This is a genomic window from Hallella colorans, assembly GCF_003096815.1.
Classification (GTDB): domain Bacteria; phylum Bacteroidota; class Bacteroidia; order Bacteroidales; family Bacteroidaceae; genus Prevotella; species Prevotella colorans.
In genome coordinates this window covers 47,275-71,108 of sequence record NZ_QENY01000007.1, presented here as the reverse complement: position 1 = coordinate 71,108, position 23,834 = coordinate 47,275, and the positions used below count along the sequence as shown (strand labels likewise).

The 23,834-nt window shown below is 47.0% G+C and carries 18 protein-coding genes and 4 tRNA genes; 16 read left to right on the top strand and 6 right to left on the bottom strand.

Going from position 1 to position 23,834, the window contains the following annotated elements:
• The first annotated feature begins 35 nt into the window (after window positions 1–35).
• From mnmL to C7379_RS05030, 4 genes are all read left to right on the top strand, one after another.
• Complete coding sequence (mnmL, locus tag C7379_RS05040; protein ID WP_116616330.1) at window positions 36–959, top strand: tRNA modification radical SAM protein MnmL/YtqA; 924 nt, start codon at window positions 36–38, stop codon at window positions 957–959.
• A 102-nt stretch (window positions 960–1,061) separates the two neighbouring features.
• Window positions 1,062–1,232, top strand: coding sequence for a hypothetical protein (locus tag C7379_RS12695; protein ID WP_165815027.1), 171 nt, complete (start codon window positions 1,062–1,064; stop codon window positions 1,230–1,232).
• A gap of 345 nt (window positions 1,233–1,577) precedes the next feature.
• Window positions 1,578–4,865: a SusC/RagA family TonB-linked outer membrane protein gene (locus C7379_RS05035; protein WP_165815026.1), complete on the top strand. Its 3,288-nt coding sequence runs from the start codon at window positions 1,578–1,580 to the stop codon at window positions 4,863–4,865.
• A 32-nt stretch (window positions 4,866–4,897) separates the two neighbouring features.
• The gene (locus C7379_RS05030) at window positions 4,898–6,691 is read left to right on the top strand and encodes a RagB/SusD family nutrient uptake outer membrane protein (RefSeq protein WP_116616277.1); all 1,794 of its coding nucleotides are present in this window, start codon (window positions 4,898–4,900) and stop codon (window positions 6,689–6,691) included.
• A gap of 223 nt (window positions 6,692–6,914) precedes the next feature.
• Here C7379_RS05030 and rpmA read toward each other — a convergent pair whose 3' ends face one another.
• Entirely contained in the window at window positions 6,915–7,205 is a 291-nt protein-coding gene (rpmA, locus tag C7379_RS05025; RefSeq protein WP_116616276.1) for a 50S ribosomal protein L27, read from the bottom strand.
• 17 nt (window positions 7,206–7,222) lie between these two features.
• Complete coding sequence (rplU, locus tag C7379_RS05020; protein WP_116616275.1) at window positions 7,223–7,540, bottom strand: 50S ribosomal protein L21; 318 nt, start codon at window positions 7,538–7,540, stop codon at window positions 7,223–7,225.
• A 290-nt stretch (window positions 7,541–7,830) separates the two neighbouring features.
• Between rplU and C7379_RS05015 the strand changes: the two genes are divergently transcribed.
• Window positions 7,831–9,102, top strand: coding sequence for an O-acetylhomoserine aminocarboxypropyltransferase/cysteine synthase family protein (locus C7379_RS05015; RefSeq protein WP_116616274.1), 1,272 nt, complete (start codon window positions 7,831–7,833; stop codon window positions 9,100–9,102).
• A gap of 107 nt (window positions 9,103–9,209) precedes the next feature.
• Here C7379_RS05015 and C7379_RS05010 read toward each other — a convergent pair whose 3' ends face one another.
• Window positions 9,210–11,195: a glucosamine-6-phosphate deaminase gene (locus C7379_RS05010; RefSeq protein ID WP_116616328.1), complete on the bottom strand. Its 1,986-nt coding sequence runs from the start codon at window positions 11,193–11,195 to the stop codon at window positions 9,210–9,212.
• A 342-nt stretch (window positions 11,196–11,537) separates the two neighbouring features.
• Here C7379_RS05010 and C7379_RS05005 point away from each other — a divergent pair, with 342 nt between their 5' ends.
• Window positions 11,538–11,822: an HU family DNA-binding protein gene (locus C7379_RS05005; RefSeq protein ID WP_116616273.1), complete on the top strand. Its 285-nt coding sequence runs from the start codon at window positions 11,538–11,540 to the stop codon at window positions 11,820–11,822.
• A gap of 121 nt (window positions 11,823–11,943) precedes the next feature.
• Here the strand turns inward: C7379_RS05005 and C7379_RS05000 are convergent, their stop codons facing one another.
• Window positions 11,944–12,816, bottom strand: a complete 873-nt coding sequence (locus tag C7379_RS05000) for a sigma-70 family RNA polymerase sigma factor (protein ID WP_116616272.1) — start codon at window positions 12,814–12,816, stop codon at window positions 11,944–11,946.
• 165 nt (window positions 12,817–12,981) lie between these two features.
• A complete protein-coding gene (gene rlmD, locus C7379_RS04995; RefSeq protein ID WP_116616271.1) occupies window positions 12,982–14,451 on the bottom strand; it encodes a 23S rRNA (uracil(1939)-C(5))-methyltransferase RlmD in 1,470 nt (489 codons plus the stop codon).
• A gap of 900 nt (window positions 14,452–15,351) precedes the next feature.
• Between rlmD and ppdK the strand changes: the two genes are divergently transcribed.
• From ppdK to C7379_RS04950, 9 genes are all read left to right on the top strand, one after another.
• Complete coding sequence (gene ppdK / locus C7379_RS04990; RefSeq protein ID WP_116616270.1) at window positions 15,352–18,072, top strand: pyruvate, phosphate dikinase; 2,721 nt, start codon at window positions 15,352–15,354, stop codon at window positions 18,070–18,072.
• A gap of 304 nt (window positions 18,073–18,376) precedes the next feature.
• Window positions 18,377–18,449 (top strand) — tRNA-Gly (locus tag C7379_RS04985).
• Between the two features lie 45 nt (window positions 18,450–18,494).
• Window positions 18,495–18,576: transfer RNA gene (locus C7379_RS04980), tRNA-Leu, on the top strand.
• 27 nt (window positions 18,577–18,603) lie between these two features.
• Window positions 18,604–18,687: transfer RNA gene (locus C7379_RS04975), tRNA-Leu, on the top strand.
• A gap of 20 nt (window positions 18,688–18,707) precedes the next feature.
• A tRNA-Gly gene (locus tag C7379_RS04970) sits at window positions 18,708–18,780 on the top strand.
• Window positions 18,781–18,808: 28 nt separating this feature from the next.
• A complete protein-coding gene (locus C7379_RS04965) occupies window positions 18,809–19,360 on the top strand; it encodes a hypothetical protein (RefSeq protein WP_116616269.1) in 552 nt (183 codons plus the stop codon).
• Window positions 19,361–19,423: 63 nt separating this feature from the next.
• Complete coding sequence (locus tag C7379_RS04960; protein ID WP_116616268.1) at window positions 19,424–19,843, top strand: single-stranded DNA-binding protein; 420 nt, start codon at window positions 19,424–19,426, stop codon at window positions 19,841–19,843.
• Window positions 19,844–19,856: 13 nt separating this feature from the next.
• The gene (gene gldE / locus C7379_RS04955) at window positions 19,857–21,164 is read left to right on the top strand and encodes a gliding motility-associated protein GldE (protein ID WP_116616267.1); all 1,308 of its coding nucleotides are present in this window, start codon (window positions 19,857–19,859) and stop codon (window positions 21,162–21,164) included.
• Between the two features lie 9 nt (window positions 21,165–21,173).
• On the top strand, window positions 21,174–21,788 hold the full coding sequence (locus C7379_RS04950; RefSeq protein ID WP_116616266.1) for a 4'-phosphopantetheinyl transferase superfamily protein: 615 nt from the start codon (window positions 21,174–21,176) through the stop codon (window positions 21,786–21,788).
• 234 nt (window positions 21,789–22,022) lie between these two features.
• On the opposite strand, the gene C7379_RS12920 is transcribed toward C7379_RS04950, so the two are convergent.
• Window positions 22,023–22,142: a DUF4861 domain-containing protein gene (locus C7379_RS12920; protein ID WP_243406715.1), complete on the bottom strand. Its 120-nt coding sequence runs from the start codon at window positions 22,140–22,142 to the stop codon at window positions 22,023–22,025.
• 458 nt (window positions 22,143–22,600) lie between these two features.
• Here C7379_RS12920 and C7379_RS04945 point away from each other — a divergent pair, with 458 nt between their 5' ends.
• A complete protein-coding gene (locus C7379_RS04945) occupies window positions 22,601–23,416 on the top strand; it encodes a gliding motility protein GldB-related protein (protein WP_116616265.1) in 816 nt (271 codons plus the stop codon).
• Window positions 23,417–23,834: the final 418 nt, after the last annotated feature.

The following is a 23,834-nucleotide window of genomic DNA, read 5'->3' as shown; positions in this document are numbered from 1 at the left end:
TTTTCGGTAATTTTGTAGTCATGAAGCCACAAATCATGCCAAATTCTGATAAAGATTCTTTATTTTCCGGCAACACCAAACACAAAGATTTCGGAACATGGCTACGCGAGCGATTTGCTTTCAGGGTGCAAAAGCTGTCTGTAGACGCAGGTTTTACCTGTCCCAACAGAGACGGCCGCATCTCGGTGGGTGGTTGCGCGTTTTGCAACAACCGCGCTTTTAGCCCATCGTTTTGTGATGGTCGCAAATCCATCACACGTCAATTGGAAGACGGCAAAGCCTTCTTCGCCCACAAATATCCATCCATGAAGTATTTGGCCTATTTTCAATCGTTCACCAACACCTACGCCCATTTAGACCGATTGAGGGCTATGTACAGCAAGGCGTTGGCCGTACCCGATGTAGTGGGCATCGTGATTGGTACCCGCCCCGACTGCGTGAGCGAAGAGCTCTTGGACTATCTCGAGGCGTTGAGCCACCGCACTTTTCTGATCGTGGAATATGGCATTGAGAGCGCCAACGATCATACGTTGCGCCGCCTGAACCGAGGGCACGACTTCGCATGCAGTCGTGATGCCATCGTCAAGACTCACCAGCGAGGCATATTGACAAGTGGGCACGTCATCCTCGGATTGCCGGGCGAGGACACCAACGAGTCCTTGCGCCAAGCGCCCATCATCTCTGACCTGCCACTCGACATATTGAAGCTACACCAACTGCAAGTGGTGCGTGGCACTGCATTGGCCAACGACTATACCCGCCAGCCGTTCCCACTCTACACCGTAGACGAATACATCGACCTCATCATACGCTACGTGGACAAGTTGAGGCCCGACTTGGTTCTTGATCGGTTTGTAAGCCAAAGCCCACCAGATCTTGTCATCGCTCCCAAATGGGGACTAAAAAACCACGAGTTCGCCGATTTGCTTAACAAAAGGTTGCGCGAGCGCGCCGGCTGAACTACGCCGAGCGCATGCCAGGCGTGTCTCTCAGAGACATCAGCACGCCGTCCTTCCTGTCAAGATAATTGGTAAAAATAAAATTTTAAACGCCATGTTTCTTTGCCCTCAAACGGTAAAGAAAACAGCATTTCTCACCCATTTAAGAAACTACCCTATGGCACGCCGTTGCCATTGATGCCCAATGGCAACGGCTTTAAGGCTCAATCATACGCCGTTTCAAGCCCAAACGGCGCGCGATTAGACACCATTCGCCCCACGATTAGACCTTAAACGCGAAGGCATCCGCACAGGCAGCAACCGCAACAAAACGGAAGGCGATTTTAAACTACTTATAATCAGGCATATACAAAATACCTCTTTTCTGTCCGGAAAAGAGGCCAAGACACTACAATTTGTCGTTTTATTGCAAAACAAAAAGGTGTTGTCAATTATTTTGGGCAACATTTATACCTTGCGTCTTTATTTCTTTCACACACGTTAAGCACGCAGAAAAATATCCTCTTAAAAAGAAGAAGAAATATGTTTTGTAACACTTTATTAGTCTAATTGAAACTTTCTCATAACATTAAAGTTGTTATTTTGCATGCGTAAATAAAGATTAAAACTTACTTAAGAATGAAAAAATTATTAGGAGTGAGAGCTAACATCATGACGCTCTTCCTGTTATGTCTGTCTTTCACAGCACAAGCAGAAACGCAAACCATGCGTGGAAAGGTGGTTGACAGCCAGAATGAGCCTCTCATTGGCGTGAGTGTGGTGCAAAAAGGTACGAACCAAGGCACTATAACAGATGCAAATGGCGATTTCACTTTAGACGTACCCGAGAAAGCAAAGATTGTTTTCAGCTACGTAGGGTTCAAAAATCATGAGATGGTATGGAACGGTCATGGTCCCGTGCACATTGTCATGAAACCCGACCGTACCATCCTCGACGAGGTGGTCGTGGTGGGCTATGGCACACAGAAGCGCATAAACCTTACGGGAGCCGTGTCTACCGTTAATAGCAAAGATTTGGAAAACAGGTTGTCGCACTCAGTGACCAATATGCTACAAGGGTCGGTGGCAGGCCTTAACGTCACCACCTCGTCTGGCAAACCCGGTTCTAATGGTGCCATCAATATTCGTGGTGTCAACTCCATTAACAATTCCGACCCGTTAGTAGTCATAGATGGCGTGACAGGCAACGCTGGCGATTTGTCGCGCCTTAACCCAAACGACATCGAGTCTATCTCTATCATCAAGGATGCCTCAGCAGCCGCTGTTTATGGTGCAAGGGCAGCCTTTGGCGTTATATTGGTTATCACCAAATCGGGTAGCACGATCGCTTCACAATCGAGAAAGTCGGTTGTGGTGCGCTATAGCGGTCGTTTGGGATGGGAGCAACCCACTACATCAACCGATTATGAGAACCGGGGATACTGGTCTGTGTACCATGTGAACAAGTTTTGGCAATCTAACAGCGGCACTAACTATGTGCAATATAATGACCACGACATGGAGGAGCTTTGGGCTCGCGTTAATGACGAGACCGAAAATCCGGAACGTCCATGGGTAATCGAGGAGATGCGCGGCGGGCGCAAGCAATGGGTTTACTATGGCAACTACGACTGGTGGGACATGCTGTTTCGCGAAAAGCGGCCCATACAGCAACACAACCTATCTGTAACAGGTGCCCGAAACGGAATAAGCTATATGCTTTCAGGCAACTACAATCGCCAAGAGGGTATAGAACGAGCTCATCCAGACGTATTCAATCGGTACAACTTGCGCTCAAAGATAGATTTCGAGATGACAAAATGGGCTAAGCTGTCAAACAACACCTCTTATTATAGCTCTGATTATACCTCTATCGGCTGTGGAGATGTAGACGATGCGATAGCTTACAGCTCACGTCATGCCATGGCCTGTTTCCCTATGAAGAACCCAGACGGTACATGGATTTATTCCACACCTTATATTAAATACAAGGTGGCCAACGGCAGACACATCATATTAAACGAAAACACACATCGTAATTTGGACAAACAATTCAACTTTTCCAATACCACCCGTCTTGTCCTTCAACCGATCAAGCAACTTGCCGTCACGGGCGATTTCACTTATCGATTTTATCAAAGACAACACACTGGCCGTACATCAGAACTGTGGTATCGTGAATATCCAGATTCTCCCTTGGTTTCGTACAATACAGGTGCGGGCGAAAATCAGTTGGACGAATCTGTCGTTACAAACCACTTTTATTCTACAAACGTATTTGCCAATTACGATGATACCTTTGACAAGCGGCACCATCTATCAGCAATGGCAGGTTTCAACTATGAATACTTCTACCGTAAAGGCGTGTCGGCTTGGGGCAGAGATCTGTCTTCCATCTACTTGGACGACTTAAACTTAGTGGGGCAAAACGAAAATGGTGAGACCGAGACCGGTGTGGGTGGCGGTCAAGCCGAATATGCACTGTTAGGTTTCTTTGGACGTGTCAATTACGATTACTTAGGGCGTTATCTTGTCGAGGTGAGTGGTCGCTATGACGGCTCTTCACGCTTTGCCAAGGAAAGTCGGTGGGGATGGTTTCCCTCCGCGTCATTGGGATGGCGCGTTTCTGAGGAACCTTTCTTCCATGCTGTGAGAAAATGGGTTGACAATCTGAAACTACGACTATCGTTTGGCTCGTTGGGCAACCAAAACGTATCTTCTTACTACACCTACATGCGATTGGTATCTATGCACAACTTCAGCAATTATACATTCGGCGAAGGTAGCTCCATGCCCAAATACTCATCTCTGAGCGCACCTATCTCTGACAATTTGACGTGGGAAACGGTGCAACAGTGGAATGGAGGCTTAGACCTGTCAATGTTTAACAGCCGACTGTCTTTGGTGGCCGACTTCTATGTTCGAAACACCAAAGACATGCTGACGGCAGGTGTGGCACTGCCTTCCGTATATGGAGCGTCCGTGCCAAAAATGAACGCTGCCAACATGCGCACCGAAGGCTATGAGCTGTCGCTCAACTGGCAAGATAGGTTCAACCTTGCCAACCAGACATTCAGCTATCATATCGGATTTGTGATGAGCGACTATAAGAGCACTATCACTAAGTACGACAACCCTAACAAGTCGTTTGCCAAAGCGCATTATGTGGGGCAACGCTTGGGCGAGATTTGGGGCTTCACCACCGATGGCTTGTTCAAAACCGATGAGGAAGCCAAGGAATATGCCAAAAAAGTGGACCTGAGCTACAGCAGCGGACGTTTGAGAGGAGGCTGGATGGCTGGCGACGTGAAGTTTGTAGACCTTGACGGTGACGGCAAATGGGGCATTGGTCAAAACACAGTGGACCATCCCGGCGACCGAAAGATATTGGGAAACTCGCTGCCTTCACTCTCATACGGCATTACGGCAGGGTTCGATTGGTACGGTGTAGATGCGTCGGTATTCTTCCAGGGCACAGGCAATCACTATTGGTACCCCAGCGGACATACGATGAACTTCTGGGGTGGCTTCTCTTATTCATACCTAACCTACCTTCCCAAAGATTTCTTGGGCAAACTGTGGTCTGAAGAAAATCCAGACTCTTACTTTCCACGGCCACGCGCATACGGTGCCACCGGTGGCTATTTGGCAGAGGTGAATGATCGTTATTTGCAAAACATTCGGTACTTGCGACTCAAAAATCTGACCATCGGCTACTCACTTCCGAGTAAGTGGATCCGTCGTATCGGTATGGAAAAAATAAGGCTGTATTTCTCGGGTGAGAACATATGCTACTGGTCTCCCTTGAAAAAAAACACAAAATACATTGACCCCGAGGCTGCGTTCAACCGTAACAGCTCCGTAATGAACAATGCCTATTACCCCTGGCCATCTTCTTATATGTTTGGCGTGGATGTCACTTTCTAACTCACACTATCAACAAAACAAACATTTACAAAATGAAAAAACCAACCCTCAAGATATTTTTTGTCCTTGCATTGGCATCTTTGACCTCATGCCAGCAAATGGATCTCATGCCAAAGGACCAAATGGTCGAGTCTGAATACTTCAAGAAAGGAACCGAACTCGAACTATTCAGCAATCCATTTTACAACGCCATATTAGACAAATCGCCTTTCGACGAGGAAAGCGACGTGCTTGTGACCTCCATGCTCAACGAGGTGATGGTAGGGGGCAATCGTCGACAGGTGCCTGCCTCTGGTGGCGGTTGGAGCTGGGGAACACTGCGCGATATCAACACACTGCTCGAAGATGTGGAGCGATGTGAAGACTCAGAGGCGGCAACGCATTACACAGCGTTAGCGCGTTTCTTCCGTGCGTACTTCTATTTTGGCAAAGTGCGCCGCTTCGGTGATGTGCCTTGGTACGATCACCAATTGAGCTCGGACGACAAAGCATTGTACAACTCACGCGACTCTCGTGAGTTGATTATGACCAAGATGATTGAGGATATAGACTATGCCATAGAACATTTGCCCTCAAAACGCAGTGCTTATCGTGCCAACCGATGGGCAGCGTTAGCCCTTAAAGCTCGTTTCTGCCTATTTGAGGGAACGTTTCGCAAGTATCACAAGCTCAACCTGCCAGGCCATGACGCCAGATACTATTTGGATCAGGCAGCAAAGGCTTCTGCAGAATTGATGGATGGCGGCAAATATCAGCTTTATTCAACGGGCCATCCCGAGAAAGATTACCAAATGTTGTTTGTTCAACATGATGCCAACGCAAACGAATACATCCTCGCCGTAAAGTTCGACTATGCACTTGACGTTCGAAACAATGCCACAGCGTTCACCATTCTACCCTCGCAGGGGCTGCCGGGGCTTACTCGAAAATTTGTCAACACATATCTGATGGCTGATGGCTCTCGTTTCACCGACCAACAAGGATGGGAAACCATGATGTTTAACGAGGAAACAAAAAATCGAGATCCGCGTATGGCGCAAAGCATGCGAACACCCGGTTATACCCGTCTGAACCAAACCAAGATATTGCCACCTGACCTGAATGTGGCTATTACTGGCTATCAGCTCACCAAATTTGTGCAAGATCCAACCGACAATAGCAGTAATAATGACCGCACGGAATCGTCAGATGTGCCTATGCCAATATTCCGTTACGCAGAAGTTTTGCTAAACTATGCCGAGGCCAAGGCAGAGTTGGGACAGCTGACACAAGCCGATTTGGACCGATCTGTAAACCTGATCAGGGCTCGCGCAGGTATGCCAAAACTGCAAATGACGGAGGCAAACGCAACCCCAGATCCTTATTTAAGCTCCGAAAAATACGGCTATCCGCAGGTGAGTGGCTCTAACAAGGGTGTCATTTTGGAAATACGCAGGGAACGCACTATAGAGCTTTTGCAAGAGGGCTTACGCATGAACGACTTATATCGATGGCACGCTGGCCATTGCATTGACCAGCCCATCACAGGAATGTACTTCAAAGGAGCAGGCGAATACGATCTCTCTGGAGATGGGAAAGTGGACCTTGTACTTTATCCCAAAGGTGCGCACAAACCTAAAGGGCGTGAGGGTGTTACAACATTTGAGATTGGTAAGGATATCATGCTGACCAGTGGCACAAGCGGTTATCTCAACTATCATCGCAATGCCGAGCGCAATGGTTTTGACGAGAAACGAGATTATCTGTACCCCATCCCCATCGATGACCGCACGCTCAATCCTAACCTGACGCAAAATCCGGGTTGGAAAGATGGGTTAGACTTTTAAATGATAAAATAATTTTAGGGCGTCAGAGCCCCTAATATCATGGCATGCAAGTACGTGGCGAAATCGCTAAAACTACGTGCATGCTTGTTGTAACACGTATGTAGGCATCGTTAATAATGAAGTGCTGTCTCGCACGCTATTATGAAGAAAAAGATATGTACGCAGAAAGCCTGCTCCCAAATGGGAACAGGCTTCTATGTTTGTTTGGAATAAGCTGTTAAATTTAAGCCTCAGCTTGCTTGGTTTTGTCAGCGTAAGCCTCTGGCGAGAGCACCGATACGGTACTTTTGTTGCGAGCACCCTTGTGGAAGTAAACCACACCATCAGCCAAGGCATACAGAGTGTCGTCCTTGCCCTGTGCAACATTCTCACCGGGATAGTGCTTGTTACCACGCTGGCGTACAATGATGTTACCAGCAATGATTTTCTGACCACCCCAAATCTTTACGCCTAAACGCTGTGAAGCTGACTCACGTCCGTTCTTAGAACTTCCTACACCTTTTTTGTGTGCCATGATAAATACCTCCTGATTTAAGCGATTACTTGTTTAACTTCAACTTCTGTGAACTGCGAGCGATGGCCATTCATCTTGCGAGAGTCCTTGCGACGCTTCATCTTGAAAACGATGACCTTGTCACCTTTAACAAGCGGGTTCACTACTTCTACTACTACTTTTGCACCGTCTACCTTGGGTGCACCGACCGTCACTGCTCCATCTTTGTCAACAAGCAGCACTTTGTCGAACTCAACAGTGTTTCCAGCCTCCACATCTTTGATGTGATGCACGAACAATTTCTTGCCCTGCTCCGCCTTGAACTGTTGACCGTTAATCTCTACAATTGCGTACATTATTAATGTTATAAACGGGTTTTTCCGCAAGGCGGATAGCTTTTGCTACCTCTTTTTCGGCCTCAACGGAGTAAATCAAGTGCAAAATTACGAAAAAAGACCGATATAAGTATTATTCAAACCAACAATTGTAGCGTATGAATAGAATATTAACTTCTTTTAATAAGAATGCGCAGCACGCCTATAAGCGATTTTAACAATGATGCGCACAAATTTAACTTTTTCATTATTTACCATTCTTATTTTTTTCGTAATTTTGCACTTCTATTTCATTTTTAAAATTATTACAGATGAAAAGAGAAACATTATGCGTGCAAGGAGGATGGAAACCCAAAAACGGTGAACCGCGCGTGCTACCGATTGTACAAAGCACCACATTCAAATACGACAATAGCGAGGAGATGGCCATGCTTTTCGACCTGAAGAAAGAGGGCTATTTCTATTCGCGATTGCAAAACCCAACCAACGATGTTGTGGCTCAAAAGATATGTGCCCTCGAGGGTGGCGTGGGCGCAATGCTCACCTCCAGCGGGCAAGCCGCTAACTTTTACGCCATGCTTAACATTTGCGAAGCAGGGGCGCACATCGTGGCTTCTACCGATATTTATGGCGGAACTTTCAATCTTTTCAACGTGACGATGCGCAAAATGGGCATTGACTGTACATTTGTCAACCCTGACGCAAGCGAAGAAGAATTGCAAAAGGCTTTCAAATCCAATACCAAAGCCATGTTTGGCGAGACTATCAGCAACCCCGGTTGTCGCGTGTTGGACATCGAAAAATTTGCTCGCGTCGCTCACCATAATGGTGTACCACTCATTGTCGACAACACTTTCGCTACGCCAATCAATTGTCGACCATTCGAATGGGGAGCCGACATCGTCACACACTCCACGACCAAATACATGGATGGACATGCCACTCAGGTGGGCGGTGCCATCGTGGACAGTGGACGATTTGATTGGGACGCGCACAGCGAAAAATATCCAGGGCTATGCGAACCAGACCAATCATACCACGGGTTGACCTATACAAAAGATTTTGGCAAAATGGGATATATGACCAAATTAGTGGCGCAACTGATGCGCGATCTTGGCTCTATTCCTGCCCCCCAAAACTCTTTCTTGCTAAACTTAGGACTTGAGACCTTGCACTTGAGAATGCCGCAACACTGTAAAAACGCACAAGCCGTAGCCGAATTTTTACACAATGACGCACGCGTGGCATGGGTGAGGTATAGCGGATTGAAAGACGACGCACACTACAAACTGGCTCAAAAATACCTGCCCAATGGCTCATGCGGCGTAATAGCTTTCGGACTGAAAGGCGGACGAGATACGGCCATCAGGTTCATGGACTCTTTGAAGATGATTAATATTGTTACCCACGTGGCCGACGCGCGCAGTTGCGTGCTGCATCCGGCAAGCCACACGCATCGCCAACTCACTGACGAGCAATTGCGCGAGGCTGGAATAGCCCCCGACTTGATGCGTCTATCGGTGGGCATCGAGGCTGCCGACGACATAATCGACGACATCAAACAAGCGTTGGACAGAATTTAAGAACATAAGCCCCACGGCATACCAACGTAATAAATGATGCCGGCCAAAATCACGATAAGATCGTGTTTGGCCGGCATTATTCTTGTCAATATATATTATCTAAACGGTCATTTCCACTCCACAAAGGCTTCCATAGCCTCGTAGCAAGCCAAACCAAGTTTATCATAAATCTCGGCAGTGCCGCGATTGCGGTCTTCTGCACGCTGCCAAAATAGTCGCTCATCATTGCCAAGGAATGGGGCACTCTCCATCTGGCTTTGGTGTTTGAGAATGGCATTGCGCTTGGCTCGAAGCTCCTCTGGGCTCATCGGCACGCACATCTCAATGTTCTCTATCTCCCACTCAGCCCATGCGCCACGATACATCCATACCCTACAGTCATCCAGCCAACTCTCGCCAGCTTCTTTTTCCAACTCTATGGCTGCCAACACAGCATCTGTGCACTTGCGATGCGTACCGTGCGGATCGGCCAAGTCGCCGGCAACATATATCTGGTGAGGCTGAACCGAATGTAAGAATTGCTGTACTATGCGAACGTCTTTTTCGCTCACGGGGAACTTTTCTATGCGCCCGCTCTCATAGAACGGCAAGTCGAGGAAGTGCACATGGTCGTTGAGAATATTGTTATAGTTGCAAGCTGTACGGGCCTCTCCGCGGCGAATGAGACCTTTGATGGTGAGAATGTTTCGGCTATCGATGTCTCCGTCTTTCTTATTAGCCAAAAATTCCTTTATCTTTTTATACTCCTCGCTGATAACATTATCGCCCGAAGCGCTGAAAAGCTGGTTAAAACCGTTGATAAAGTGCATAAAGCGCATCACCTCTTCGTCGCCTACGGCAATGTTGCCACTGGTTTCATAAGCAACGTGCACGTCATGCCCCTGCTCCACCAGTCGACGAATGGTGCCACCCATAGATATAACATCATCATCGGGATGGGGCGAAAACACCACTACACGTTTGGGATACGGAGTGGCTCTCTCGGGTCGATAGGTGTCATCAGCGTTGGGTTTGCCACCTGGCCACCCGGTGATGGTATGCTGGAGATCATTGAAAATTTTAATATTGGCATTGTAAGCCGAACCGTACAGTGCCAGCAACTCGGAGAGTCCATTCTCATTATAGTCTTTATTGGTAAGTTTGAGAATGGGTTTTTCTGTTTTTTGGCAAAGCCAAACCAAGGCTGCGCGGGTGAGCTTGTCGTCCCACTTACAGCTGGTAACGAGCCATGGATGCACTATTCGCGTGAGCTTTCCGGCTGCGTCAAGGTCGATTACGACATGCGCATCGTTGTGCGTTTGCAAGAAAGAGGCGGGTATGGTGTCAGTGATTTTACTCTCTACCGTTTGCCGTATGATATCGGCCTTAGCCTCGCCCCAAGCTGTGAGATATATGGTGCGTGCGTTGAGAATGGTAGAAACGCCCATTGTGATGGCACATGGCGGAACACTCTCTCGCGAGCCAAAGCTCATAGTCATCTCTTCGCGGGCCACATCGTTGATGAGAATGAGGCGTGTGGCAGACGTGGCCACCGAGCCCGGTTCGTTGGAAGCGATGTTGCCCATACGGCCAATGCCCAACAACATGATATCGATACCACCCACCTCAGCGATGCGTCGCTCATATTTCAGGCAAGAATCCTGCACCATGTCTTGCGCCACCATACTGTCGGGCGAGAAAATATTCTGTTTATCTATGTCGACATGGTCCAAAAAACGCTCACTCAACTGTCTCAAGCTGGAATGAATATTATCCTCGGACAAGGGGAAATATTCGTAAGCATTAAAGACAATGACATTGGAAAAGCTAAGCCCTTCCTCACGATGACGACGTATAAGCTCATTGAAAACAAAGTTGAGCGATATGCCTGTGCCCAACCCCAAGACACAATGTTTGCCAGCCGCCCGCTTGGCTTTTATCTCAGCCTCTATGGCATCGGCAATGCGTTTGGCTCCATCTTCTGGCCGCAAATGGATGGAAGTGGGTATCTTTTCGCATCGAGTGAGCTCTGAAGCCTCCACGGCCGTTTTAGGATTGTAATACTTTTCTGGAATTTGTTTTAGTACAATTTGAGAAGTTAAATTAAGATTGATCATAAAATCGGGTGTTTATTGTGATTAGTCCACAAATTTAACAATAAGCCTTGACATGTGAAAGGTTAATGGCAAATAATTGTGTTTTTTCAACATTTTATAAATATTCCAATGACAATTTCACACATAGGCCCATCGCGATTACACCCATGGCACATGTGGCAACACTTTATCCTAACAAGCGTAACTCGTTGGACATGAGGATAAAAGGTATGGACAGACTAAAATATTTGTGCAATAAGACCAATCAGAGTGACTATTTCTGATAAAAAAATGTAACTTTGCATATGTAATCAACTAAATACATTGGTCTACAAACCTTACATTTAAATTACAATAAAGATGAACAGAACGCAGCTTATCGAATCTTTCGCCAATAAAACAGCGCTTTCCAAGGCCGCAGCCGCCAAACAAGTGAACTGCCTTTTAGGTATCATAGCCGACAACCTATGCGAGGGTGACCACGAATTGGCTATCCCAGACTTTGGCCGTTTCTATGTCAAGCACGTGCCACAACGCCAGGGCATCAACCCAGCCACGGGCGAGAAAATAACAATTGAGGCACATGACAAAGTGGCATTCAAGGCCTCTGACAATCTCTGCATATTCTCGCGCAAACATAGTTGACCTTAAACAAGTGGCTTTATACCCAATCACGGCGCGAGCCCAATTGATGATGACCAATTGGGCTCGCGCCGTGATTTTATATTGTAAGGACGGCATCAACATTCCTGCCGTCATGTTTGGGTTAACCCAAATATTTTATTAGCAACTTGGCGTAACCGCTCTCGCGCAGTTTTACAATACTTTTCTCGCGTATTTGGCGCACGCGCTCGCGTGTCAGCCCAAGCTGGTCTCCTATCTCTTCGAGACCTTTTTCGTGGCAGCCAATGCCAAAACACTCGCGGATGATGGTGATCTCACGCTCTTTAAGCACGTTGCGCAACACGGTGTCAAGTTCTTTCGACATGCTCTCGTAGTCAACCTGCTTGTCCGCACGCGTGTCGTCGCCAGAGGCAAGGACATCTGCCATACTGTTGTCATCGTCCTCTTGAAAAGGCGCGTCAATGCTCATATGATGGTTATCAGCCTTGATAGTCTGGTCTATCTTGGCGGCTTCAATGTTGGTGAGATGTGAAAGCTCTTGCACAGAAGGCCTGCGATGGTTCTCCTGCTCAAATTTAGAAATCTCCGCATTTATCTTTGACAGCGCGCCCACTTGGTTTAGCGGGAGCCTAACTATGCGGCTCTGCTCGGCTATGGCCTGCAAGATGCTCTGCCGTATCCACCACACAGCGTATGAGATAAACTTGAAACCGCGCGTCTCATCAAACTTCTCGGCGGCCTTGACCAGTCCGATATTGCCCTCGTCTATCAGGTCGGTCAAACCCAAACCCTGATGCTGATATTGCTTGGCCACAGACACCACGAAGCGAAGATTGGCTTTCACCAATTTTTCTTTGGCACGCTCTCCCTCCTTGCCTCCTTTCTTGATGGCTTGGGCTAACTCTATCTCCTCGTCCACGGTAATCATGGGCACACGGCCTATTTCCACCAAATACTTGTCCAAGGCCTCGCTTGAGCGGTTTGTTATACTCTTTTGAATTTTTAGCTGACGCATGTACTCTTTTCCTAATTACAATGTTATGACTAATACCTAAGATGCCAATCATACCCATCCTGCTCGGCAAAACGGGTTGCAAAGTTACCAATACTAAACGATAATAAAGCTATTCTAATCTGTTTTTTTAGCGTTTTTATGTGCAATTTGTCATTTTTGTCGACATTATTGACTTTTTCTCATCAATAACACTACATTCTCTACATGTGGCGTGTGTGGGAACATATCCACCGGTTGCACTCGTTCCACCCTGTAATCTTGGTCGAGCAGGGCAAGGTCTCGAGCTTGCGTGGCCGGATTGCAGCTCACGTAGATTATACGTCCCGGAGCGGCTTTCAAGATGACGCGCACCACATCCTCGTGCATGCCAGTTCGAGGTGGATCGGTGATGATAATGTCCGGCCGGCCGTACTGGCTCACAAACTCGTCTGTGAGCACGGTTTTCATATCGCCAGCGAAGAATGTAGTGTTGCCAATGCCGTTGAGACTACTGTTCACCTTGGCATCTTCTATAGCCTCTGGGACAAACTCTATGCCAATCACTTGTCTCGCTTTACGCGCGACAAAATTGGCAATGGTCCCCGTGCCAGTGTACAAGTCGTAGATGAGAGGCATGCCCTTCGCGCCGGTTTCCACGTCGTGAGGCGCGCCACCACCGTCGTAGCACATCGAGCGAACGACGCTGTACAGATGGTAAGCCTGCTCGGTGTTGGTCTGGTAAAAGCTCTTGGGCCCCACCTTGAACTTCAGGTCTTCCATCGTCTCGTATATATAATCAGTGCCTTTAAAGGTGATAAGTTTCAAATCGCCAAAGGTGTCGTTGCCCTTTTGGTTGTCCACATATATTAAAGAGGTGATCTGCGGAAAACGGTCGGCTATATGTTGCAACAACGCTCGCGCCCTCTCCTCGTCTTGAGGCTCGTCGAAATGAAACTGCACAAGCACCATCCACTCACCAGTGTTGGATGTGCGGAACATCAACGAGCGCAGTAATCCACGCTGCTCCCTCACGTCATAAAATGTCATGCCCGTGGCCTTGGCATAGCGCTCTATCTCGTTGCGCATGTCGTTGTGCGCGTCGGCCATGAGCCAGCACTTCTTAATGGGATAGATTTTGTCGAAGGCACCCGTGATGTGGAAGCCGATGGCAGCATGATTTCCGCTGTCTAAGTTGAGTTCGGCATTGTCGAGTTCCTCGCGTGTGAACCATCGTTTGCTACAGCATCCGAACTCCAACTTGTTGCGGTATTCGTACGTTTTGACAGAACCCATGATGGTGTCTATCAGCGGCAATTCCACCTTGCCGATGCGCCTCAGCTGGTCTTCCACCTGCTGTTGCTTGGCTTTGAGTTGCTCTGCATATGGCAAATTCTGCCATTTGCACCCGCCACACACACCAAAATGCTCACACACGGGAACGGTGCGCGTGTCGCTGAGCCTGACGAAGCGCTCTACCCTGCCCTCACAATAGCGGTGTTTCTTCTTGGTTATTTGCACATCCACTACGTCGCCGGGCACGCAGAACGGTACAAACACCACTTGGTCTTCATGATGAAAAATACATTTGCCCTCAGCCGCCACAGCCTCTATGGTCACGCCTTGGAGCAGCGGCAGTGTCTTTCGTTTCCTACTCATTATACAATAATTTGGCTGCAAAGGTAACGAATAATCCCGACAATAGCCTGCCGCAGGGTTATAAAATATGGTTTTTAAATCGAACGTATGCCCATCGTCGTCAACTTGATGCAACCCCTCTATATGTGTTAAATATAAATCACAAAAAAACAGCATCTACCACAACCATGTTTTAGCGAGCGAAAAGGCCACCCATTTCATGTTTGAGATGGCATAACCAAGGCTGCGAGCAGTGGGTATGGTGCCAATAAGGCTTATTGGCACGATCTAAAGACACTATTGGCACGTCGAATCGTGCTCAATGAAACGCCGTATAATGTCTAATCGACACACGATTAATGCTTAATGGCGGAGCGAACATGGAACCATTGATAAGGAAAACATATTAAAAATACGCAACAAACTGATATACACCAAGATACAAAACAGGCCTAAAAAGAGCGTATTTGTAAGCAAGAAGGGTTGCTATGAAAAATAAACGATTTTCAAGAGCGATTTTGTTAAATAAATTCAGCAAAATAGAGAAACCGACAGCCGTCTTGAACCACCTCATGCGTATCATATCATCCAATTGCCATTACCAAATGTTAAAACATTGCGAGCACGTAGTTTATGACAAACAGGCATCGAGAAGCATTTTCTAAAATCAAAAAGTGGGGTTAACCCAAACTCTCTTAGACAAATAGAGACATGGCTGGCCACACCGCCATGATACAAGCAGGCGAGGAAGACACCTATCCTATGAGCGTCACCATGATATAGGGAAAGACATAAGAAACATCACAATTGTAACATTCGGATTACATTTTTGATCAAAATATTGCTGTAAATCGTTTAAAATTGGTATCTTTGCAATAGAATTTAAGATAACAACAGCAAATTATTATCAATCAAAAACTTATGAACAATAAAAGAGTTTATAGCTTCGGCAACGGAAAAGCCGAGGGCAAAGCTGACATGAGAAACCTGTTGGGTGGCAAGGGCGCCAACTTGGCTGAGATGAACCTGATTGGCGTTCCGGTGCCTCCGGGTTTCACCATTACGACAGAGGTATGCAATGAATATTTCGAAAAGGGGCAAGAGAAAGTGGTCGCCCTGCTCAAAGATGGCGTGATAAATGGCGTGAGACACACCGAGGAGCTCATGGGACTCAAGTTTGGCGATGCCAACAACCCCCTGTTGCTGAGCGTGCGCTCGGGCGCAAGGGCATCGATGCCGGGCATGATGGACACCATCTTGAACCTCGGCTTAAACGACGAAGTGGTGGAAGGATTGGCCAAAAAGACAGGCAACGAACGCTTCGCCTACGACAGTTACCGCCGCTTTGTGCAAATGTACGGCGACGTGGTATTGAACATGAAACCAGTGAACAAAGAAGACATAGACCCATTTGAGGCCATTATCCAAGAAGTGAAAGCCGAACGTGGCATCAGACTTGACAACGAGATGAACGTTGACGAGCTGAAAACATTGGTGGCACGCTTTAAGAAAGCCATCAAGGACCAAACGGGCAAAGACTTCCCCACCGACCCAATGGAGCAACTATGGGGCGCCATCTGCGCGGTGTTTGACAGCTGGATGAACGACCGTGCCATACTCTATCGCAAGATGGAAGGCATACCACAAGAGTGGGGAACGGCCGTGACGGTGATGGCTATGGTGTTTGGAAACATGGGCAACACATCGGCCACGGGTGTGTGTTTCAGTCGTGATGCCGCCACGGGCGAGAACCGTTTTAATGGTGAGTATCTTGTGAACGCACAGGGCGAAGACGTGGTGGCCGGCATTCGCACACCACAACAGATCACCAAAGAAGGCTCGCAGAGATGGGCCATGCAGCAAAATATTGACGAGAGCGTACGTGCCCAGAAATTTCCCTCGATGGAAGAGGCCATGCCCGAGATATACGCACAACTGAACGATATACAGCACAAGCTGGAGAAGCACTACCACGACATGCAAGACATGGAATTTACTGTTCAGGAAGGCAAGCTGTGGTTTTTGCAAACTCGTAATGGTAAGCGCACTGGTACAGCCATGATCAAAATAGCCATGGACCTATTGCGTGATGGCGAGATAGATGAGAAGACTGCTCTGAAACGTTGCGAGGCTGGCAAATTAGACGAACTATTGCACCCCGTGTTTAACAAGGAGGCCCAGGCTCAAGCTCGTGTGCTAACTCGCGGCTTGCCCGCCTCGCCGGGCGCAGCTTGCGGGCAGATAGTGTTTTTTGCTGATGACGCCGAGGCTTGGCATGCCGATGGGCACAGCGTGGTGATGGTAAGAATAGAGACTTCGCCCGAGGATCTGGCTGGCATGACGGCCGCGGAGGGCATCTTGACAGCGCGCGGCGGTATGACATCTCACGCCGCCGTGGTGGCCCGAGGCATGGGAAAATGCTGCGTAAGCGGCGCCGGCGCCATCAATGTGGACTACAAGGCGCGCACGGTGGAGATAGACGGCACAGTGCTCAGAGAGGGCGACTACATCTCGCTCAATGGTTCAACAGGCGAGGTGTACTTTGGAAAGGTGGACACGCAGCCGGCCGAAATAACCGGCGATTTCGCCGAGCTGATGAACCTCTGCAACAAATACACCAAACTGGAAGTACGCACCAACGCTGACACGCCACACGACGCAGAGGTGGCAAGAACGTTTGGAGCCGTGGGCATCGGGCTTTGCCGCACCGAGCACATGTTTTTCGAGAACGTGAAAATAAAGGCCATGCGCGAGATGATTTTGGCCGATACGACCGAAGGCCGTAAACGAGCCCTCGAAAAACTGCTGCCCTATCAAAAACAAGATTTCTACGGAATATTGAAGTGTATGGACGGACAGCCGGTGAACATCCGATTGCTCGACCCACCCTTGCACGAGTTCATACCCCACGATTTGGAAGGCCAAGAGGCTATGGCCAAGGAGATGAACGTGAGCGTGAAGAAGATACAGAGCCGCGTGCAGTCTCTGAGCGAGCAAAACCCCATGCTCGGACTGCGCGGCTGCCGCCTGGGCAACACTTTCCCCGAGATTACGGCCATGCAGACACGCGCCATCCTCGGCGCTGCCGTGCAGCTGAAAAAAGAGGGACACGACCCACATCCGGAGATCATGGTACCATTGGTGGGTATCGTCAACGAACTTGACGCGCAAGAGCGCGTGATACGAGAGACCGCCAAGAAACTCTTTGCCGAGGAGGATGTGGAGATACCTTTCAAGGTGGGAACGATGATAGAGGTGCCGCGCGCCGCTCTCACGGCCAACAAGATAGCGGAGAAAGCCGAGTACTTCAGCTTTGGCACCAACGACCTTACGCAGATGACCTTCGGCTATAGTCGTGACGACATTGCCAGCTTCTTGCCCTCGTATCTGGAAAAGAAGATTTTGGACGTGGACCCATTCCAAGTGCTCGACCAAAATGGCGTGGGACAATTGGTGAAGATGGCGGTAGACAAAGGACGCTCCGTACGCAAAAATCTCAAATGCGGTATATGCGGAGAGCATGGCGGCGAGCCTTCGTCTGTGAAATTCTGCCACCGTGTAGGTCTCAACTACGTGAGCTGCTCCCCATTCAGGGTGCCGATAGCCAGACTCGCGGCGGCGCAGGCAGCAGTGGAGGAATAAAGCTCTCGGCAATATGAGCCGACATGACATAGGTGACAAATCGCATATATGGGCGAATTGTCACCTATATTTTTTGCGAACCACACAAAGCATAACTTAAAATGCCCACCTTATTATATAATGTATCTTAGTCATCATACCATGTCATGCGAGCACAATAAAACACATTGATGGCAAAAAAATCAAAGTCAATAGACATGATAGAAAAAATAAGAGAAAAAATGAGACAAAATATTTGTAAGGTCGGAAAAAAGTTGTATCTTTGCAACCGCATTTAGCGAAATGCCTCGTTACAGAGTGTTATGCGGCAATAGCTCAGTTGGTAGAGCACGACCTTGCCAAGGTCGGGGTCGCGAGTTCGAGTCTCGTTTGCCGCTCTTTGTTTTAAATAAAGCCAAGGAGAAGCCTGTGGGTTTCTATTTGCCCAGGTGGCGGAATTGGTAGACGCGCACGTTTCAGGTGCGTGTGTTTTACGACGTGCAGGTTCGAGTCCTGTTCTGGGCACAGTTTTATTTAAGACGCATACATGTTGGAGAGGTGGCGGAATTGGTAGACGCGCTACTTTGAGGGGGTAGTGACAATTGGGTCGTGGGAGTTCGAGTCTCCTCCTCTTCACTTGTATCATTGTTTCATGTGCGGCAATAGCTCAGTTGGTAGAGCACGACCTTGCCAAGGTCGGGGTCGCGAGTTCGAGTCTCGTTTGCCGCTCTTTTTTATACGAGAAACATCATCATTCATGAATTTATACTTAAGATATTTTGATAATGAGACGCTTGTATCTCATGTAGATGAAGCCATAGATTTTTTAAGAAGCATTCAAGACATTAATGTTACGCCCGAGATGGAGGCAGACATTAGAGACTACGCAGCCAGCGACGTTTTTTTTCCAAAACGCTACAAGGTTCGGGCACACGTATATTTCATCATCATTAAGACCGTGGCCGATACCATGCTTGATTTTAAACAGAAAAAAGGGTTGCGCTCGCAAACACCAAATATAGGCCAAGACCGACGCGGACAGTCGGACAACTCATTGTTTCTGTTGACCCAAACACGTGAGGGCTGGTATGAAGGGGCACTTGATTTTAAGCGCGTGGTAATGATTCCATCTACTGGCAAACATGAATATCGCGATACAAAATTCGTGGTGCGATGTAAAGCCACGTCAGGCCAAGACTGCTACAACCGTATTGTGGAGCACCTGCATGACCGTGTAGACAACCGAAGTCAGTTTCCATCAGCCAAAGGAAAAAACTTCCATTTCAAATATTTAGGCATGTGGAAATAACCGTACAACGATAACTCGGCGAGCATGCAATGACAAACGTTTCACCATTAAAGATATACACTCATGAATAAAGTGATGCTGATTGGCAATGTGGGCAAAGAGCCAGACGTGCATTATTACGATGCCGACCAAGCCGTCGCTAAGGTGGCATTAGCTACTTCTGAACGCGGATACACGCTAAAAAATGGCACTCAAGTACCAGATAGAACCGATTGGCACAATCTTTTATTCTATAAACAATTGGCCAAGATAGTGGAACAATACGTGCACAAAGGCGACAAGCTCTATGTGGAAGGCCGATTGCGCTACAATACGTACGATGACAAGCAGGGAAAACGACACTATGTCACCGAAATTGTTGTAGAAAACATGGAGATGCTCACGCCCAAGCCTCGTACCAACAGGGATAACTCGATCGAGACGAAGGATTCCGACACCGTTGCTAACGACACTGAGGAGCAGTACGACAAACTCCCTTTCTAACTTTTAGAAACTCTTGGACACGTCTTTTTTATACCAATTCAGCGACTTAGCAGTTTTTCATCCTATAACCACAGGGGTAGTTGTAGCGGCCGTATTGGCCGTCGCGCTACTTGTATTGTCAGGTTTTGCCAGTGGCTCTGAAATTGCTTTCTTCAGCCTTTCGCCACAAGATTTGGAAGATTTGAACCCTGACAAAAACGAAAAAGACGCTAACATACAGATGCTGCGTGATGATTCTGAGCGCACGTTGGCCACTATTCTCATCACCAACAACTTTGTAAACGTCACGATTATCATGTTGTGCAATTACATTTTTGCCACACTCATAGAGTTCAGAGAGGCGTGGTTGGAATTTATTTGCATCACGGTACTGCTCACATTCCTGCTTCTCCTTTTTGGCGAAATCATGCCCAAGGTCTACTCCCGACAATCGCCGTTGGCCTTTTGCCGCACCACTGTGAAAGGCATTATGGCGCTTAGGAAAATATTTTGGACATTGGGCACCATACTCATCAAAAGTGGCGCGCTCGCCGAAAAAGCGGTCCCCAAAGAGAACAGGCAACTAAGCGTGGACGATTTGCAGCAAGCGTTGGATCTAACCGACAAGGAAGACATTAAGGACGAGCAGAGCATGCTGCGCGGAATTATTCGTTTTGGCGATGAGACGGCTAAAGAAATTATGACCAGCAGACAAGACATCGTGGCCATAGACATACGCAGCAGTTACGGCGACGTACTCAAATGTATTATTGATAACAACTACAGTCGCATACCCGTATACCAAGATAATGATGACAATATACGCGGCGTGCTATACATTAAAGACTTGTTGCCACATCTCTCCAAGGCTCCTACGTTTCGCTGGCAAAGTCTGATGCGGCCTCCCTATTTTGTGCCAGAGACCAAGAAAATAGACGACTTGTTGCACGAATTTCAAGACAACAAGGTACACATAGCCATCGTTGTCGACGAGTTTGGTGGTACGAGTGGATTGGTTACGCTCGAGGACATACTCGAAGAAATCGTGGGCGAAATAAACGATGAGTATGACGAGGACGACAATTCATACTCCAAACTGAGCTATAACACCTATTTGTTTGAGGGAAAAACACTTCTGACAGACTTTTGCAGGATAGTGCAAATAGAAGAGGACGAATTTGCCGATGTGGAGGGCGATGCCGACACCTTGGCCGGTTTGCTGTTAGAATTGAAAGGAGACTTCCTGAGTGTCCACGAGACGATAGAGTACAAAAGATACAAATTTGAGGTGATGAATGTAGAGGGACGTCGTATCAGTCGAGTCAAAGTCACATTGTCATAAGACACCGAGATGCCACTGTATAGAGATGAAAAACTGAAAAACGACGTCAGACTGTGCATTTGGAAAATGACAGAGTTAGTGACGGATTTGCCCATGCCACCAAACCTTGACATCACGAGCATACACTCCAATACAAGACGTAAAGAAATCCTCACCATATACGCCCTACTTCACCATGCCACGGGAAGCCCTCTTGAACTCATCAAGCACGACCATACGGGGCGTCCTGTTCTGCAAAATGCCGAGATCAGCATTAGCCACACCAAGGGCTGGGCTGCCATTGTTTTGTCTCGCCATAGCATTGTGGGCGTGGATATTGAATATTTCTCGGATAGGGTGAACAGGGTGACCTCTCGTTTCATACGCACAGATGAAAACATGCCTACCCTACAAGCGCGCCTTGTCAACTGGTGCGCCAAAGAAACAGTATTTAAAGTTTGCGTAGGCGAGGACCTTCAGTATTTTGATATGCGGCTTAAACCTTTTGACGTCCAATCCAATGGCTCGGTCTATGTAGAAAACTTGAAGCAACCCAAAACTATCAAAGTGCACTATGAACTTAACAATGACTTCGTGTTGACTTATGCCATTGCCGAAGACACGACCCACCATACGAAGTTTTAATGTTTTTAAACGAATGCCAACTTCATATCTTGGAAGATGTTGCTCATCAGACTGACTGATTGCACGCCATGAATAATCACCACGAGATAAGTCTTCTTACATTTCCAATATTTAAAAATTTGCCCCCCTGCACGAGTCAAATAATAGCCGAATTTTTCGTTCAGGCTGGTATATGCCACGTGATAGCATATCCTCCTGCCAACAGGCCGTAGCAATATCATGTAATTTTCCCTTTTAGGTTAGCATCTCTTTCACCTCTACAATAGCTTTCACGGGGCCATGTGCCATAGTGCGCTGCGTGCGATATACCACGTCGACCAACATCGTAGTCAGGTGGCCATTCCATCCACACATGGCACCCAAGCCTCAACCTATGGTCCACACAGAGCACAACGTCCCCATGGCCATACATCTTTTGTTGCCTTAACGTGTAAAAAAGAGCGTTGCGAAGCTATAATCTTGTGTAAAATTTTCCATCGAAATCCACCGTTTGTTGTCGACATATGTATATGCGCAGGGGCACAAACTCATTTTCAAATGCAAAGGCATGACAGCTCAAAACAATACAGAAACCACTCGAATGTGAAGCCTTGAACAATTGTTCAACAATCTGTTACATGACTTCATCATATGTGAAATACCCGAAATGATAATCAAAAGATCTTAAAACCTCATTGACTTTTTGGAATACAAAAACCCTTTTCAATAAAAAGAAATAAATATTTTTTGTGATTATATTAACTTTTTTAGCTTTTTATTTGCATGATAGTGACTTATTTATTATTTTTGCATACAAAATAGGCAATTAAAGATTGGGACATAGGATATATTATATAATTGTAGTCATATCGCTTTTTTTTTCCGCTTGTGAGTTGAAGCTGAAACAAAGCATAGATAAAGACGATGCCAGGCATATCAAAGTAGAGCGATATGACAGGTTGCAAAGTCGTTATCTCACTACCGGAGACTTCTCCGCACTTCAACAAATGAACACCGAATATCCCATTGAGACTCGAACGTTGGTAGAAAAAATGCTGCAGATTGGCGAGGTGAGCGACCACGCCATCAATGAGAAATTCTTACGTTTTTATCAAGATTCCACGCTGCAAACCATCATCAGCGATGCCAGTTCGGAATATGCCAACATGGACGACATAAACAAACAGCTTGAGCAAACATTCTCACAACTTAAAGAATGGCTGCCTAACATGCCCATTCCACGCGTATACGCACAGATTGGAGCTTTGGATCAAAGTATTGTCGTGGGCGAAAAAACTATAGGCATATCGCTGGATAAATACATGGGGGCCAAATACCCCATCTATCAGCGATACAACTATTCCAATGAACAACTGCGCACTATGGGCCGAAACTACATCGTACCCGACTGCGCAACGTTCTACCTGCTAAGCCTATATCCCATGCAAAACTATGATTCACGCACTCAACTTGAGAAAGATTTGCACATGGGAAAAGTAATGTGGGTGGTAAACAAGGCTATGCAAAAGCGGATGTTTAGCACTGATTATGTAGATGCCGTGGACAGGTATATGTCCGCCCATCCTACCACTACTGTCACAGAGCTTTTACAAAGCGATGATTATAGCAACATGGATATGAAGTCATGAACGCTGCATAACATAGGATCAGCCTGTCAAATACTTTACATTATAATTGTGACACCCATTGAGAAATACTGTCAACATATCAACAGAGATTAATATCCTACATGCAACACCCTATGCAAAACGCCCATATCATACAGCTAAGTATGACCAAGAAGCAAACCATAAGGTCGATATTTATCACGCTCCATCAAAACATCGTACATTCATGCAATGATGAAATTACATGTTAATTTGCTCATTAGCAAAGAAAAAACACTTAGTTTCAGAAAATATTGCCTGTAAAGATTTGTTTGCATTCTCAATTTTACCTTTTCCATAAGCAATAAATACCACTATTGCTGAATAACAACTTTTCTACAACCAAAAAGGATGGGAAAAGTTAACATTCAATATACATCAACAAAACAACACATTCTGC